Raw genomic sequence first — 17105 nt, forward strand, 5'->3', positions numbered from 1 at the left:
CTTTTTACTTTGACAAAATTTAAATATTGTTTCTATCGTTCATAAATTTGTCACTTTTACCACCTGAGAATCCTTTCTATATCAGAATATAAAATATTGATTCTTCAGGGTTTTAAAAGGTTGATATTCGTGCGTTTTTCTCTAAATAGACACAAAACTGATATAAAAATTCAGTTGATATTTTTGTATTTTTGTTTTTTCTATGTGATTCAGTTCACTTCAGTGAGAACGTTTCGCAATTATTATATAAGTAACAACAAATTAAGGGGGTTGAATTTCGATGGCAGCTACAAAGATTACTCAAAAAAATAAAAAAGATCAGGAAGAACCATTAAAAGGAACATGGCTTTCCGTAACTGTGGTTGGAGTCGTGATTGTTGCTACGTATATAGTTCTATACGGTCTTTATATGGCCAGAATATAAGGGGGGATAAAGATGAAAATGCACCTTGATGAAAAAATATGGCTTACGATAAGTTTTGGTATCATCATGGGATTCATGTTAATCACAGGTTACCAAGCTTTTGCACTAGAAATGGGACCACCAAGTAATATGGAAACAATCGATCCACAGAATGTTGATAATATAGCTCCTTTTGATAATCCAGGAGTAAAAAAAGTGGGCGACAATGAATATGAAGTCGTTATGACGTTACAAGCATTTGGCTTTACTCCAAATAACATTGAGATTCCAGCTGGAGCAAAAGTTACGTTTATTATGACTTCAAAAGATGTTGTACACGGATTTGAAGTGGCAGGAACAAATATCAATGCAATGGTTATGCCAGGGCATATTCAAAAAATCACACAAACATTTGATAAGGCAGGCAGTTATTTGGTTATCTGTAATGAATATTGTGGTGCGGGTCACCAAGTAATGAGTACAACGATTACGGTGAAATAAGGGGGGATAGCAGATGAAAATGGAGGCAGATTTAAAAATAGGTTTTAAAGATAAAGCAAACAAAATGCTGGGATATCACCCAGAGGATGCAAAAATTTCGAAATCATATATAGCTGTAGCATTTATCGCATTATTAGTTGGTGGATTTTTAGGATTATTACAAGGTTTAAACCGGGCAGGATTGTTAGAGTTACCAACTTGGTTTAATTATTATCAAGTATTGACGGCGCATGGTTTAATATTAATCCTCGTGTTAACAGCATTCTTTACCATTGGATACTTTTATGCAACACTTTCACATAACTTGGGAGGACTTCTTCCAAAAGTAAGAAAGCTCGCCTGGGTTGGTTTCTTCATCAAGTTGGTCGGGTTTGTCTTAGCGGTTATTCCAATCTTAATGAATGAAGCGTCGGTTATGTACACCTTCTATCCGCCGATGGCTGCACATCCAGTATTCTATATTGGTTTAGCTTTAATCGTAGTCGGCGTTTGGTTATGCTGTGTTGGAGCATTCATCCAAGTAGCGAATTGGAGGAAAAATCATAAAGGTCAGCATGTTCCAATCCTTTCTTACTTTGCAACAGGTGTATTCATTCTATTATTTTTCGCTCTCATGTTCGTAGCAGTTGAAGTCTTGGTTATGATTTTACCATGGACGTTTGGCTGGGTAGAAACAATCAATGTAATGGTCGCTCGTACACTGTTTTGGGCTTTTGGACACACATTGGTTAATATCTGGTATTTAACAGCTGTTTCTGCATGGTACGTAGTGGTACCCAAAATTATCGGCGGAAAGCGCTGGAGTGATGTATTAACTCGTGTGGTTATTATCGCTCTAGTCGTTATGAACATCACTGGTGGATTCCATCACCAAATCATTGACCCTGCTATCAATCAATACGTTAAATTTATGCACGTCTTTATGAGTTTGGCAATTGGATTCCCTTCTCTCATGACAGCATTTGCACTATTTGCAGTATTTGAGCGTACGGCTAGAAGAAAAGGCGGCAAAGGCCTAATTGGCTTCTGGAAGAAAATGCCTTGGGGCGATGTTCGCTTCCTAGCTCCATTTATCGCGATGGTTGCTTTCATTCCAGCTGGAGCTGGCGGTATTGCACAAAGCACAAATCAATTAGACCAAGTAGTTCATAATACAATGTGGATTGTTGGACATTTCCACTTAACATTAGGTATGTCAGTGGTTATGACATTCTTTGGAATCAGTTATTGGTTAGTTCCTTTTATATCGAACCGCGTATTAACGCCGCAAATCAATCGTTTAGGTGTTATCCAAACATGGATTTGGACAATTGGTATGATCTGTATGTCTGGTGCAATGCACTACGTTGGTTTGCTAGGTTCACCGAGAAGAACCTCTTACACAACGTACGGGGATCATGCAACAGCATTAGGCTGGGACCCATACTTGATGTTATTAGCAGTTGGCGGTACTTTACTAATTATCGGTGTTATTCTACAAGTGTACGCTGTATTCAATATGATGTTCTTTGCACCAAAAGGTGAAACAGAATTCCCAATTGCAGAAGAAGAGGAAAATGCATCAAAAACTCCTTATTGGACAGAGCGTTGGGGCATTTGGATCGTAGTAATGCTTATTATTGTTGCAATGGCATATGTAATACCTTTAACTGATATGATTGTAAATGCGCCTCCAGGATCACCACCGTTTAAGACTTGGTAATAAGAAAAGCGGAAGCGCCCTGGCCAGGGAAAATTGCAGTTCAATTTCTCCTAGGTGCTGAAGCTAGACAGTGATTTAAACTATAAGAGATAGCTCAAAGTGCTTGGGCTATCTCTTTATTCAAATAAAACAAATTTGGAAGTGATCTATATGATCAATAATAGATATACGAAAATCTCATTTTTTCTTGTTATAGTATTTGGAATTGGATTGTTTTTTATCGGAACCGATGGATTTACCGCATTTACTGCAGAAAAAGCAAGAGTGCAGCAGCTAAAAGATGATAAACCTAAATTCCCGGATGTTACCCTTGAAGACAGTATGGGACGAAAATATTCAATATCTGAATTTGAAGATAAATATGTATTTATTACATTTCTCTATACATCCTGTACCACGGTTTGCCCTGAATTAGAATACAATATGAAGCAGGTTTACGATAAACTGCCAAGCAGTGTAAAAGGAGAAGAAATTGTCTTCTTGAGCATAAGCTTCGATCCGGAAAGAGATACTCCGGCTGTTTTAAACAAATACAAAGACTTTTTTAAAAGTGATGCTGAAACCTGGCGTATGGCAAGAATTCCGGACCGGGCTGAGTTAGATTCGTTATTAAAAGCATTCGGTGTCATTGTGATTCCAGATGAAAACGGAAATTTTGCTCATAACTCTGCTTTTTATTTAATAGATAAAAAAGGCAGTTTGATTGATGTAATGGATTATAAAAAAATCGACGAAGCTGCTCAAAAGGTTGCTAACATCCTTGAAAACAAAGGGGAGGAATAGTCCATGAATCAGTCGTTTTATGGCTTACTTTTACTCATTTTCTTAGTTATTCCTCCTGTTGCAGATTTCATGGAAACCTTAATGGTCATCCATATGCATATGCAGATGCCGATGCTGGTAATCGCCGGAATGTTAATGGCACCTTTTTTCCAAAAAAGATTTCCTCATTTTTTTGAAAAGTGGAATAGTAATGGAGTTCCGGGAATTACGTTATTTGTCATTATCATGGTATACTGGATGTTACCTCGAAGCATGGATGAAGCATTGACTTCGCAGATGGTAGAAGTTTTTAAATTTATTAGTTTACCATTATTAGCGGGAATTCCTTTACGAGACAGTTGGAGAAAACTCAGTTCATTAGGAAAAAATGTTGTGATCATTAGTTTCACTCTAATGTTTATTGGACTGGGGTGGTTATATATATGGTCACCTGTGCAGTTATGTAATAACTATTTAGTAATCGAGCAGCTAACGCTCGGTTGGGCATTTTTACTGACGGCAATCGGAATGGTAGTTTATTTAGGCTATAATTTTTTTATCGACCCTTCCGCGTATGAATGAGAGGGCAGGCAGGAGCAAATGCATGAAAGAACGTAATTACGATGAATTACTGAATATAAAAACAGAAGGGTATCAAAAGGGATTCAACAAGTCCTTCCATTATCACAGATATGAGCCAACACCTTACCAGGCACTTGAAAAATTATTTGCTGAATATGAATTGAAGAGCAGCGACCATATCGTTGATTTTGGCTGCGGAAAAGGCAGACTCAACTTCTTTATTCATTACTTGTTTCATGCTTCTGTTACCGGAGTTGAAATGAACGAGAATCTTTACCAAGAAGCATTAGCCAACCAAACGAGTTATTTAGGAAAAATGAAAGAATATAAGGGCAAGATTCAATTTCAGTGCTGCTTGGCAGAAAAGTATAATATTACAGCTTTCGATAACCGTTTTTACTTTTTTAACCCATTTACGATACCAATTTTTTGGAAAATCATGAATAAAATTTTGGCTTCGGTGGAGAAATACAAACGGGAAGTTGACGTAATTTTATATTATCCATCTGAGGATTATATCTATTATTTAGAAAATCATACTTTATTTGAATTAATAAAAGAGGTTCAACTTCCTGGCTTATATGAGAATAATCCCAATGAGCGGTTCTTAATTTATCGCTTGGCATATTAAAATAGCCCTCACAGTCTAATAGAGACAAACGAGGGCTATTTTATGGGGTTATTAACTAATAATTTGTTTATTGCGTTTTCCACTTTTGTATCCATGTGGGTCTGAACCCATTTATTAGGAACCGTTGTATAACGGCAATGGCTACTTTTTACATAATTATAAACAATTTGTGCTTCATCAATTTCATCTCTACTTACGTGTTTGCGGGCATGTTTAGCACTATCGGTAAAGGTTGAACTGATGGTCCTACTGAGCTGATGAAGGTCTGCACTGTCAATCGTTAGGATTTGACTGTAAAGAATTTCGTTCCGTTTAATGAGAAAAAGCTTGAAGGAGTTCTCGTTTAAATTTTCTAAAACGATTAAATTCTTATTTGACTCGGTAAACTCGATAACCTTTTCTTTTCTAAGAAGAGACTGAATGGCATCGATTCGATCTCGATACTTAGCGGCAGCCTCAAAATCAAATTGGGCTGCAGCTTCCGCCATATTTTTTTTCATCTGATCAAGAATTACCCTATTCTCACCAGAAAGCAGGGCAATGAAATCCTCGATAATCGCATTATACTCCTGTATAGCCGGTCCGCCTCCGCACATACCAATGCACAACCCAAGTGAATGGTTTAAGCACAGCGAATTCTTTGCTTTAGGGTTGCTGCAAAGAATTTTATAAGATTCCTTAATGCCTGTTATTGCTGTTTCGACTTTATTCTTGCTGGGAAAAGGCCCGAAATATAGCCTGCCATCCTGTTCATCACGACAGTTTGTAATCTTAACATCACGGTACCTTGTACCTTGGTCGACCACAATGTAGGAGTAGGATTGGGGGCTTTTCATCATTTTATTAAATAGAGGTTTGATTTCCCTAATTAACTTACACTCCAGCATAAATGCTTCAAATTCTGTATCTGTTAACAGAATATCAAAATCTCGCACATTGCTGACAAGCTTAATAATCTTTTGAGGATGTGCTTTAGATTGCTGGAAATAGGATTGAACACGCCTTTTAAGATTCTTTGCCTTGCCGACATAAATGATGGTTCCGCGGGAATCCTTCATTAAATATACCCCGGGGGTTGCGGGAAGACTTTTTACCTTTTCTTTTATAAAAATAAAGATCTCCCCTTTGCTTGTTTTTCATCATTTTAACATAAATTGAGAACCGGATTGACGAAAACAAACTGGTAAACATCGGTTATGATGATGATTTTGAATATAAGGCAAACAAGAGCACCAGCATGACAATATCTAACCTTGCCTTAAAGGCAAAAGGTAAAATCCCGTTGTGTAACTCAGGGAGCTTTGTCAGCAGAATGGCCGCAATCATAATTCCAATTAAGGGGATAACTGCGTATTTTACACTGCGGTTTACCAATATGAGAATACCGCAAATAATTTCCAGAAAGGCTGTAACATACAGGAGTATATCTGGAAAAGGCAGTCCTAAACCGATAAATACTTGTGCAAGTTCTGTGCTAAATAATTTCATCACACCAGATGTAATAAAGACATATGCCACAGCAAATCGGATGAATTTAAAGTTTGTAAACGAATCACTCAAGTCCATTACCCCTTCAACTAAATTCTAAAGCGCAAAATAGCTAAAACCACGTTAAAATCGGCTTTAAGATTTTAACAACAATCTTTACGAAAACAACCTTAATAAAATGTATTCAATAGCTGGTCCAAACCATGAGTAAAATAGAAAAATTTATAAAATTAGGGTTAATTCGTACGAGAAAAGCAAAAAATAAACTTGCCCAAAAGGGGAGGAGAAGCTCGGAGTCGAGCTTCTCCTCTCTTCGCGTAATAGGGGAATATGACATTTATCATGGTTTGCATATGACAGCTATGGACTAAAATGAAAGAAGGGAATAATGAGAAAATGGATCAGAAGCAAAAGAATTTACGAAAGCAAGTTGCAGCCTTTGAAAAATCAAGTTTACCGGCAAGTATTTGGCAGCTGCTAAATACCCTGATACCGTTCTTTGGATTATGGGTGCTGGCCTATAAAAGTTTATCTCTTTCATACCTGCTAACATTGGGTATTTCCATTCTAGCTGCCGGATTTTTGGTGAGGACGTTTATTATTTTCCATGATTGCTGCCATCACTCCTTTTTTAGGAATCGAAAAGCAAATGCCGTGCTTGGAACCATCACTGGGATAATGACGGTTTTTCCTTATAACCAATGGCAGCACGATCACTCTGTACATCACGCAACAAGCAGTAATTTAGATAAGCGGGGAACCGGGGATATCTGGGTATTGACCGTTGAAGAATATTTGGCAGCTTCAACATTTGAAAGAATTAAATATCGCTTGTATCGGAATCCGCTTATCATGTTTGGATTGGGTCCAATATATGTTTTTTTAATTAAGAATCGCTTTAATCGAAGAGGTGCAAGGCTAAATGAGCGAATCAATACCTATATAACAAATGCAGGGATTTTGGCTGTAACAGTCATACTATGTTTGATTCTTGGCTGGAAACAGTTCATATTCGTACAAGGACCGATTTTTTTAATTTCAGGTTCTCTTGGAATTTGGCTGTTTTATGTCCAACATACTTTTGAAGATTCTTACTTTGAAGAAGACAAGCATTGGGAATACTTGAAAGCAGCGGTTGAAGGCAGTTCCTTCTATAAACTGCCCAAGATATTGCAATGGCTTACGGGGAACATTGGCTACCATCATGTTCATCATTTAAGCCCAAGGGTTCCAAACTATAAGCTGGAAGAGGCACATAATCAAACCCTTCCATTACAAAATGTTCCCACGATTACGTTAGCAACAAGTTTCAGCTCACTCAAATTTCGGCTTTGGGATGAGCAAGCGAAGAAGTTTGTCGGCTTTAAAGAAATAAAAGACCTTGTAAAAAAACAAAAAGAGATTCTTAGACCTGAGAAGGCATAGAAACGACAAGTCCTATCATAAGGGCTTGTCGTTATTTATGTTCTAAACGATTGGTTTGGTCGAATAGATAGTAGTAAATGAAGATTAAGGAGAATTGTGGTAAGATTAGGTTAATTAACTATTTTTAGCTGAAAATGAGGTTCTTTTATGTTTAAGAGGTATATGACATTCCAGAAAAATAGCGGTATTTCACCTTATATTTGGACAATTCTTTGTATATTACCATTTTATTTTATATTCCAAACATCCTCGCCTATTAAAATCATCGTTGGAATAATCCTTACGATTCTCTTTTTTATCTTCTATCGAATTGCATTTTTCGCCAAAGGCTGGCCAGTATACCTTTGGACATTCATCTTAATCGGTATATCAATTACATCCACCAGTCTTTTCAGCTATGTTTATTTTGCCTTTTTCCTCGCGTATTTTATCGGAAATATTAAAGATCGGATTACGTTCTTTACGTTATATTTTATTCATTTGATCAGCACTTCTGCATCGATTAACTTCAGCATTGTACAGATGGATGCACTTTTTCTCAAACAATTGCCTTTTGTTATTATTATTTGGATTAGTGTCATTTTGCTTCCTTTTAATATTCGTAACAAAAAAGAGATGGGGCAGCTTGAGGAGAAACTAGAGGATGCAAACAAGCGGATATCAGAGCTGGTGAAGTTAGAGGAGAGACAGCGAATTGCCCGCGACCTTCATGACACTTTGGGTCAAAAGCTTTCACTTATTGGTTTGAAAAGTGATTTAGCAAGACGCCTAATTACAAAAGATCCTGAACAGGCACGCAGTGAATTAAAGGATGTTCAGCAAACAGCAAGAACAGCATTAAGTGAAGTTCGAAAAATGGTATCTTCGATGAGGGGAATTCGATTAAAGGAAGAGATTGTCCGGGTGAAGCAAATATTAAAGGCCGCCGAAATCAACTTCGAAGGTAATCAAGACTTTTCGTTAAAAAATGTTCCGTTACTAACCGAAAACATTCTTAGTATGTGTATGAAAGAGGCAGTAAATAATGTCGTCAAACATAGCGGTGCAAGCTCCTGCTCTATTTCTATTGAGCAATCATGGAAGGAAATAGTGATGACCATCCATGATAATGGTGTGTTTAAAGATGAAGGAGATAAAGATACGAGAGGAAGCGGTCTTTTAGGAATGAAAGAACGCCTTGAATTTATTAATGGCAGCATAGAGCTTTTAACAAAAGAAGGCACAACCTTAGTCATTAGAGTACCGAATGATGTAAAGCCGTCGGAAAAGGGGGATGTGTAGTAAATGATTAGAATTGTAATTGCGGAAGACCAGCAAATGCTATTAGGCGCCTTCGGTTCACTTCTCAATTTAGAGGAAGATATGGAAGTGGTGGGGAAGGCTTCAAATGGGGAAGAAGCAGTGGCTTTAGTAAGGAAGCATCAACCAGATATTTGCATAATGGACATAGAAATGCCAGGAAAAACAGGACTTGAAGCTGCAGAAGAGCTAAAAGGAATGGATTGCAAGGTGATCATCTTAACAACCTTTGCACGGACAGGATACTTTCAACGCGCAATCAAAGCAGGGGTTAGAGGGTACCTGTTGAAAGATAGTCCCAGTGAGGAGCTGGCGAGTTCCATCCGCCGGGTGATGGAAGGAAAACGCATTTACGCCCCTGAGCTTATGGACGATGTTTACAGCGAAGAAAATCCACTTACAGACCGGGAAAAAGAAGTCTTAGAACTCGTCGCAGATGGCAAAAACACACAAGAAATCGCCGAACAGCTCAGCATCAAAACAGGGACCGTCCGAAACTACATTTCAACCATCCTGGACAAACTCGACGTAAAAAACCGAATCGAAGCCATCAAACAATCCAGAGAAAAAGGCTGGTTTAAATAAAAGGACACATTAATCGCGGTGATATACTCGTGGTATATATTCGTGGTGACAATTCGCGGTGACAGGCACCGCTCGTGGACAGTGTCCACCCTAGATGGACATTAATGACTGAATATTGAATTAGAATAAAAAAAGAGGCATCACCCAGACGGGTGGATGCCTCTTTTTTTATGAAAATAGGCAAACTAGTGATTGACTTTAACGTTGCGTAAAGGTGTATCGTTGTTAATGAGGAGATGATTACATGGAATATACTGTTCAAAAACTAGCAAGTCTCGCAGGTGTCAGCACGCGAACACTCAGATACTATGATGAAATTGGAATTCTTAAGCCGGCAAGAATCAATTCATCTGGATATCGAATCTATGGTCAGGAGGAAGTTAATCGCCTTCAGCAAATCCGTTTTTTTAGAGAGTTAGGGCTAGGGTTAGACAGCATCAAGGAAATTGTAACTGCTCCTGATTTCGACAGTGCAATAGCACTGCGGGAACACCGTGAAAAACTCCTCAAAAAAAGAGAACAACTAGATTTATTAATCGCTAACGTCGATAAAACAATAGCAGTATCAGAAGGGAGAATGACCATGTCAAATAAGGAAAAATTTGAAGGCTTTAAGAAGATGCTTGTTGAGGATAACGAGGATAAGTATGGTAAAGAAATTCGCGAAAAATATGGCAAGGATAATATCGAAGCCTCTAACGCAAAAGTCATGAACATGACACAGGAACAATTTGAGGAGGTAACTACGTTAGCCGATCAAGTGCACGTTACACTTGCAGAAGCCTTTAAAACAGGGGACCCCGCAGGTGAATTAGCGCAAAAGGCTGCAGATCTACACAAGCAATGGTTAACTTATTATTGGAAAGAATACAATAAGGAAGCCCATGCAGGTTTAGCACAAATGTATGTGGATGATGAAAGATTTACAGCCTACTATGACAAGGAACAGCCTGGAACCGCAGAATTCTTAAGGGATGCCATTCATATTTACACAGGGCAAAAGAAATAAGTGAAACAACTCACCCATGTATAGTTTGGGTGAGTTTTTCAATGTTCCTCTAAGTGTAGAAGTCTGTGTTTTTTGGTAAGATAAACGGGAGATACAGTCTACCAATGATGAAAGGCGATATGCAAATGTATGAAATAACCAATTTAGAAATTTTAAATAGCCACAATCTATTTTTTCAGTTGTTTAATAATATGACGGATTTAGTTTTTTTAACAAAAGTAAACAGTGATAAATCGTTTAGTTACGTTCTTCTAAATAAACCTGCTAAAGACCTTTACGGATTAACGAATGAATCCTTTGGAAAACCGATAGAGGAGGTTTTGCCCGAGAAGGCTTTTCAAATTATTAAGGAAAAATACCGTGAAGCAATGGAGAAGAAAAAGCCAATCATCTACGAAGACCAGGTTAAGATTTCAACACTTCCCCAAAAATTCGATTATAACCATAAATTAATTTATTGGGAGTCGACCATTACACCAGTGTTTAATCAAGATGGGGAGTGTACCCATTTGTTAGCCATTGTACGTGACTTAACAGAACAAAGGGAGAAAGAGCAGGAAATAAAAAGAATAAAAGACCATTTTGAGCTCGTGTGGAATAGTGTAGCAGACGCCATGTATACATTCGATAGAAATGAAGATTTTGTATCTGTAAATAAATCTTTTGAAAAATTATTAAGATGGCCGCAAGAAGAAATTTTGAACGATAAGTCAATTAGTATTATTCCAGAGGACAGTAAGGAAGATTTAAGAGAAATTATCGAAAAATTAAAAAGAGGTGAAAATATCCAATCTCATGAAGTGAAACGCATCACGAGAGATGGAGAAGGAATTGATTTTCTTGCTTCGTATTCACCTATTTATGATCATAATGGTAACTGGGATGGCGGTGTCGCAGTATATAAAGATATCACTGAAAGAAAGAAATATGAAAACAAGTTAAAGCACCTTGCTCTTCATGATCCATTAACAGGCTTGCCAAATAGGAATTACTTTTCGCAAAGCTTAAAAGTAGAAATGGCGAGGGCCAAAAAAACAAATATGACACTCGCAATTTTCGCACTAGATATAGATTCTTTTAAAAAAATTAATGATACACTTGGCCATGACATTGGTGATGAGGTGCTGAGAGGATTTGCCTCGTGTGTAAAGAACACGTTGAGAAAGAATGACATAATGGCAAGAATGGGTGGTGATGAATTTGTTATTCTATTACCTGATTTAACTGATAAAACAAATGCCAAAGAAATCGCGGAAAGAATACTGCTAAGTCTAAGTGAATGGCATGTATCAGGTGAAAATATACAAATCACTACTAGTATTGGGATTTCCTTCTATAACGACTTTCAACTAGACGAAAAATCATTATATAAACAAGCGGACATGGCTTTATACCAGGCGAAAGAAAAAGGAAGAAATAATTATCAAATTTATCAAGATTAAAACTGGCTAGTAATCATAAGCCAGTTTTAATCTTGAAAAAATTTAACTAGATAATATTTAGTTATAGCAAGATATTCCCGGCCATATGATTTTGGAATGGCTACAGCTGGAGTTTTAGCGGGTAGTCCTTCTAAATCTAAACCTTGATCCTTAGCTATAGATTTTGCTCGATAAAGGTGAAAATCATTTGTTACAAGTAATCCAGTCTGCAGATTATTTGGAATTAGTTTTTTTGAAAATTTGATATTCTCTACTGTGTCCGTTGAATGATCCTCTAATAAAATTCTATTCCTATTAATCCCTCGGGCAATTAAGCCTCTTTTAATTGCTTCTGCTTCACTAATTTCTTCGCCTGCCCCTTGTCCCCCCGAGGCAATTGCAATACTTTCCTTATTAGCTTTTAAATAGTCGGCTGCGGTGTCTATTCGATATTGAAGAGCCAATGAAGGTACTTCACCTTTTACACGAGCACCAAGAATAATAATATAGTCTGCATGATTAGGTGCCTTTACATTCGTATGTTCTCTAATCTTTATATGTAAAGAAGCAAAGTATAAAAGTAAGATGAGTGAAAAAATGCCTAAAGCTTTAATTAAAGTCCTCCGTGTTTTCATCCTCATATCCAACCCTTTATGATAAATTTAAACTTCCTTTATTTTACCATAGTTATCCAATTGGATTTTGTATTTCTCAAGATTATAGTGAATCAATCTTGCTTATTACACCAATATACTGGGAACTTCGGGGGAAATTACGCACATGCATATACTTTGCATAATATCCGTATATTCATGCATACATAAATGAAAGCGTTTCCAAATATTAGGGTAATAAAACCCAATAAAAAACTGAAAATTAGGCAATTTTTTTGTTGAATAATTATTACATGGAATGTATAATGATTCATTATAAAGGAACTGCAGGAGATGAATTAAATGAAAGCAGCCATCATTGGTGGAACAGGATACGGCGCTATTGAATTGATAAGACTTATTCATAATCATCCTTTCTTGGAGGTTGGATCCGTTATTTCCAACTCGCAGGCAGGGCACAATTTTAGTGAATCCTATCCACACCTAACAGAAATTATCAATCAACCACTTGAAAGTTTTGATTTAGATAGATTAACTGAACAAAATGATATCGTGTTTTTGGCGACACCATCAGGCGTAAGTAGTAAGATGGCGCCGCAGCTTGTAGATAAAGGAATAAAGGTTATCGACCTTTCGGGAGATTTCCGGCTAAGGTCGCAAAGTGAATATGAAACTTGGTATAAGCATACTGCACCAGAAAAGCAATATTTAAGCAAAGCAGTTTATGGATTAAGTGAGATTTATGCAGAAGAAATTAAAGGGGCAAGTTTTATTGCTAACCCGGGCTGCTATCCAACTGCAACCACACTAGGTCTAATACCTATCTTAAAAGCAAATTTAGCAGACAAAAAAAGCGTTATTATTGATGCGAAGTCAGGGGTATCCGGTGCAGGAAGAGGTCTTTCCTTAACAACCCATTATGCGGAGATTAATGAAAATATCAAAGCATATAAACTAGGCGCACACCAGCATATACCGGAAATTGAGCAAGTACTAAAAGATGAAACTGGAAGTTTGATTACCGTCTCATTTTCAACCCACTTAGTTCCAATGAACAGAGGAATCATGATTACAGCCTACGTGAATTTAACGGGGAATGTTTCAACGAATGAGGTAAATGAGTTATATAGGGAATTTTACAAAAATCATCCTTTTGTACGGATTCGGCCAGAGGGGAATTATCCCGCTACCAAAGAAGTACAAGGAAGCAACTACTGTGATATCGGATTACATGTTGACCCGCGGACCAATCGCCTTACAATCGTTTCGGTAATCGACAATTTGGTTAAAGGTGCTGCAGGGCAAGCCATTCAGAATGCGAACTTAATGAACGATTGGGATGTCAGGACGGGGCTTAATAGCATACCAATGTATCCATAATGATAACTTTTGAGTTAACGAGTTTAATAACGAAACAGGAAAAGAAAAAGGGGGAGTTAAAAGTGCCAGCAATTTCAACTAAAGAAATCGTTGTACTAGAAGAAGGAAGTGTTACCCTGCCGAATGGATTTACAGCAGGAGGCATGCATTGCGGAATAAAAAGGAAACGTCTTGATCTTGGTTATATTGTTTCGGAAGTTCCGGCAGCAGTTGCTGGCGTTTATACAACGAATATTTTTCAAGCAGCACCCCTTTTACTTACTCAAGAGAGTATTGCAAAAGAAAACAAGATCCAAGCAATCATTGTTAACTCTGGAAATGCTAACGCATGTACAGGAGAACAGGGATTATTAGACGCTATTGAAATACAAAAAGGATTTGCCAGCCAATTAGGGATCCAGGAGCACTTGGTGGCAGTCACTTCAACAGGTGTTATCGGAGAATTACTGCCGATGGATAAAGTAAAGTCAGGGATTGACCAAATCCTCCACCCGGAATATGAAGCAGAGGAAAACTTCAAGCAAGCGATTTTAACAACCGATACCTGCATTAAGCAGTTCGCGGTTCAATTGAAAATCGACGGCAAAACAGTAAGCATTGGCGGTGCGGCCAAAGGATCAGGGATGATTCATCCAAATATGGCGACAATGCTCGGTTTTATCACAACAGACGCAAATATTGCCCATGAGGATTTGCATAGTGCCCTAAAAGATATTACGAATCAAACTTTTAATATGATTACCGTTGATGGTGATACAAGTACAAATGATATGGTTTTAGTCCTAGCAAACGGCTTAGCAGGTAACGACCAGTTAACAAAAGATCATCCAGATTGGGAGCTTTTCAAATCAGGCTTAAAACTAGTTAGTGAAGAGCTTGCAAAGAAAATCGCCAGAGATGGTGAAGGAGCCACGAAGCTAGTAGAAGTTCAAGTAAATGGGGCATTCAGTCATGATGCTGCAAGAGCTGTTGGAAAGTCCATTATCTCTTCTAATCTTGTAAAGACAGCAATTTATGGAACGGATCCGAACTGGGGAAGAATTGTTACAGCCATCGGATATTCAGGAATTCCAGTAGAACCGAATAAACTAAAAGTAGCGATTGGCCCATACAAAGTATTTGAAAATGGTTTGCCTTGTTCGTTTGTTGAAGAAGAAGTGAAAGAATACCTAGAAATGGAAACCGTTAAAATTCTTGTTGAGCTCAATCAAGGGGAAGAAAGTGCAACGGCATGGGGCTGCGATTTAACCTATGATTACGTGAAAATCAACGCTTCCTACCGCACGTAAGTGGAGGGTTATCGATGAAATATTTAGTCATTAAGTGTGGCGGAAGTGTGTTAGAAAATCTGCCAAAGTCCTTTTATGAAGATGTCATTACGCTTCATCAAAAAGGTGAATGGACACCGATTATTGTCCATGGAGGCGGACCACTTATCAATAAATTATTAAAAAGCTTAGAAGTTGAAACTACCTTTGTAAATGGGTTACGAGTAACCAATAACGAGGTTTTGGATATTGTAGAAATGGTATTAAGCGGAACGGTGAATAAACAAGTAGTACGGAACATCATTGAAGCCGGCGGAAGTTCATTTGGTATGAGTGGAGTGGATGGAGGTTTGTTAAAAGCCATTCCAACTGCAGATGAAAGTTTAGGGTTTGTCGGGGACGTTGTTGAAGTGAATACTTCCATCATTGAAAGTATTGTAAATCAAGGACATATTCCAATCATTTCACCAGTAGGGATTGGAGCGGACGGACAGCGGTACAACATAAACGGTGATGTTGCCGCAAGTGCAGTAGCCAAAGCATTAGGGGCGAACCTTTGCTTTATCAGTGATATCCCAGGAATTTTAGTTGAAAAAAATGGGGAAAAGACAAAACTAGATATGGTTACGAAAACAACGGTTGAAGAACTGATTGAAAATCAAACCATCTATGGCGGGATGATTCCAAAAGTGAAAGCTGCCATTGACGGGCTGGTTCATAAAATACCGATGGTTGGTATCATTGATGGATTTGAAAAAAATAGCTTGATAGATTATGTGAACGGCAAAAACATTGGAACAAAAATTGTTTTAGAAGAGGAGATAGCCTAATGACCATTGATACTTCCGTCTCCCCAATCTCGCCAGTAATTGCTACGTATAGCCGCTTTCCTGTTACGTTGGTAAAGGGGAAAGGAAGCTATGTATGGGATGATCAAGGGGAAAAGTACTTAGATTTTACCTCTGGTATTGCAACATGTAACTTGGGGCATGTACCTGATGTTGTGAAAGAAAAGGTTGAAGAGCAGCTTCAAAACCTATGGCATTGTTCAAACCTATATAATATTCCAAATCAACAGGAGCTTGCTGCACTGCTGACAGCCAATAGCTGTGGAGATCAGGTCTTCTTTTGTAATAGCGGCGCGGAAGCAAATGAGGCAGCCATCAAGCTTGCGAGAAGATACGCACAGAAAATCAAAGGAACAGGTTCCTTTGAGGTTATTACCTTTCAGCAATCCTTTCATGGAAGAACATTAGCAACTCTATCAGCAACTGGACAGGAAAAAATCCAACACGGTTTTGCTCCATTAGTCAAAGGGTTCAGTTATCTGCCATTTAATGATCTAGAAGCACTTGAACAGCTAAAAGACCTCCAGCCGGCTGCCATTCTACTGGAACTTGTCCAGGGCGAAGGTGGAGTGATTCCAGCAAATCAAGAATGGGTAAAGAAAATCGCTGAAATTTGTGTAGAGAAGGATATTCTTTTAATGGTTGACGAAATCCAAACTGGAATCGGCAGAACAGGAACACTGTTCGCCTATGAACAATACGGTATAGAGCCGGATGTTATCAGTATAGCTAAAGGTCTCGGCTCGGGTTTTCCAATTGGGGCGATTATTGCCAAGGGAAAGGCAGCAAAGGCATTTGAGCCTGGAACACATGGAAGTACGTTTGGCGGCAATCCATTTGTGACGGCTGCTGGGGTCGCAACGATAACCTATATCATCGAAAGTAATTTGTTAAAACATGTGAATGAAATCTCAGTGTACTTAGATGAACAGTTAACAAAGTTTAAGCAAAAGTACACTTTTATAGAAGAAATAAGAGGAAAAGGTCTCCTAAAAGGGATCGTTGTCGGAAGTAAGGCTCCTCAAATTGTTCAAAAGGCAATTGAAAATCAACTTTTAATTCTAACAGCAGGACCAAATGTGGTACGAATTTTACCACCATTAACAGTATCCAAAGAAGAAATAAACGAATTCATAGAAAAGTTGGAAAAGGCTTTCCAAAGTATATAGAGAAAGGCGTGTGAGTGT

18 protein-coding genes are annotated in these 17105 nt (G+C 38.0%); 15 read left to right on the forward strand and 3 right to left on the reverse strand.

What is annotated here, in order from left to right; translation table 11 throughout:
- The first annotated feature begins 280 nt into the window (after positions 1-280).
- The 6 genes from AC2TFD_RS06265 (at position 281) to AC2TFD_RS06290 (ending at position 4581) form a co-directional block, all read left to right on the forward strand.
- Positions 281-424: a hypothetical protein gene (locus AC2TFD_RS06265; RefSeq protein WP_335519926.1), complete on the forward strand. Its 144-nt coding sequence runs from the start codon at positions 281-283 to the stop codon at positions 422-424.
- 12 nt (positions 425-436) lie between these two features.
- Positions 437-904, forward strand: a complete 468-nt coding sequence (locus tag AC2TFD_RS06270) for a cytochrome c oxidase subunit II (RefSeq protein ID WP_335519924.1) — start codon at positions 437-439, stop codon at positions 902-904.
- A 19-nt stretch (positions 905-923) separates the two neighbouring features.
- Positions 924-2606, forward strand: a complete 1683-nt coding sequence (locus tag AC2TFD_RS06275) for a cbb3-type cytochrome c oxidase subunit I (RefSeq protein ID WP_335568930.1) — start codon at positions 924-926, stop codon at positions 2604-2606.
- A gap of 150 nt (positions 2607-2756) precedes the next feature.
- The gene (locus AC2TFD_RS06280; RefSeq protein WP_335568910.1) at positions 2757-3389 is read left to right on the forward strand and encodes an SCO family protein; all 633 of its coding nucleotides are present in this window, start codon (positions 2757-2759) and stop codon (positions 3387-3389) included.
- A gap of 3 nt (positions 3390-3392) precedes the next feature.
- Positions 3393-3950, forward strand: a complete 558-nt coding sequence (locus AC2TFD_RS06285; protein ID WP_335519919.1) for a hypothetical protein — start codon at positions 3393-3395, stop codon at positions 3948-3950.
- 22 nt (positions 3951-3972) lie between these two features.
- Positions 3973-4581 (forward strand): methyltransferase, encoded by a 609-nt coding sequence (locus tag AC2TFD_RS06290; RefSeq protein ID WP_335519916.1) that lies wholly within the window; start codon positions 3973-3975, stop codon positions 4579-4581.
- Between the two features lie 35 nt (positions 4582-4616).
- Here AC2TFD_RS06290 and AC2TFD_RS06295 read toward each other — a convergent pair whose 3' ends face one another.
- Both AC2TFD_RS06295 and AC2TFD_RS06300 read right to left on the reverse strand, forming a co-directional pair.
- The gene (locus AC2TFD_RS06295; RefSeq protein ID WP_335568911.1) at positions 4617-5639 is read right to left on the reverse strand and encodes a UvrB/UvrC motif-containing protein; all 1023 of its coding nucleotides are present in this window, start codon (positions 5637-5639) and stop codon (positions 4617-4619) included.
- 136 nt (positions 5640-5775) lie between these two features.
- Positions 5776-6141: a DoxX family protein gene (locus AC2TFD_RS06300; protein ID WP_335568912.1), complete on the reverse strand. Its 366-nt coding sequence runs from the start codon at positions 6139-6141 to the stop codon at positions 5776-5778.
- Between the two features lie 324 nt (positions 6142-6465).
- On the opposite strand from AC2TFD_RS06300, the gene desA reads away from it, so the two are divergent.
- The 5 genes from desA (at position 6466) to AC2TFD_RS06325 (ending at position 11829) form a co-directional block, all read left to right on the forward strand.
- Entirely contained in the window at positions 6466-7494 is a 1029-nt protein-coding gene (gene desA, locus AC2TFD_RS06305) for a Delta(5) desaturase DesA (protein WP_335514230.1), read from the forward strand.
- Positions 7495-7641: 147 nt separating this feature from the next.
- Positions 7642-8775, forward strand: a complete 1134-nt coding sequence (locus AC2TFD_RS06310; RefSeq protein ID WP_335514233.1) for a sensor histidine kinase — start codon at positions 7642-7644, stop codon at positions 8773-8775.
- A 3-nt stretch (positions 8776-8778) separates the two neighbouring features.
- Entirely contained in the window at positions 8779-9378 is a 600-nt protein-coding gene (locus AC2TFD_RS06315; RefSeq protein WP_335514238.1) for a response regulator, read from the forward strand.
- A gap of 244 nt (positions 9379-9622) precedes the next feature.
- Entirely contained in the window at positions 9623-10387 is a 765-nt protein-coding gene (locus tag AC2TFD_RS06320) for a MerR family transcriptional regulator (RefSeq protein ID WP_484675299.1), read from the forward strand.
- A gap of 104 nt (positions 10388-10491) precedes the next feature.
- On the forward strand, positions 10492-11829 hold the full coding sequence (locus AC2TFD_RS06325; RefSeq protein WP_484675300.1) for a diguanylate cyclase domain-containing protein: 1338 nt from the start codon (positions 10492-10494) through the stop codon (positions 11827-11829).
- A gap of 26 nt (positions 11830-11855) precedes the next feature.
- Here AC2TFD_RS06325 and AC2TFD_RS06330 read toward each other — a convergent pair whose 3' ends face one another.
- Positions 11856-12443, reverse strand: a complete 588-nt coding sequence (locus tag AC2TFD_RS06330) for a YdcF family protein (protein ID WP_484675301.1) — start codon at positions 12441-12443, stop codon at positions 11856-11858.
- Positions 12444-12764: 321 nt separating this feature from the next.
- Between AC2TFD_RS06330 and argC the strand changes: the two genes are divergently transcribed.
- The 4 genes from argC (at position 12765) to argD (ending at position 17087) form a co-directional block, all read left to right on the forward strand.
- Entirely contained in the window at positions 12765-13802 is a 1038-nt protein-coding gene (gene argC, locus AC2TFD_RS06335) for an N-acetyl-gamma-glutamyl-phosphate reductase (protein WP_484675302.1), read from the forward strand.
- Positions 13803-13864: 62 nt separating this feature from the next.
- Entirely contained in the window at positions 13865-15091 is a 1227-nt protein-coding gene (argJ, locus tag AC2TFD_RS06340) for a bifunctional glutamate N-acetyltransferase/amino-acid acetyltransferase ArgJ (RefSeq protein ID WP_335568914.1), read from the forward strand.
- Positions 15092-15105: 14 nt separating this feature from the next.
- Positions 15106-15900, forward strand: coding sequence for an acetylglutamate kinase (gene argB / locus AC2TFD_RS06345; RefSeq protein ID WP_335514257.1), 795 nt, complete (start codon positions 15106-15108; stop codon positions 15898-15900).
- Positions 15900-17087 (forward strand): acetylornithine transaminase, encoded by a 1188-nt coding sequence (gene argD / locus AC2TFD_RS06350; RefSeq protein ID WP_484675303.1) that lies wholly within the window; start codon positions 15900-15902, stop codon positions 17085-17087. The genes argB and argD overlap by 1 nt, the downstream gene beginning before the upstream one ends.
- The last annotated feature ends 18 nt before the right edge of the window (positions 17088-17105 follow it).

It is taken from the genome of Neobacillus sp. plas4 (assembly GCF_057221695.1).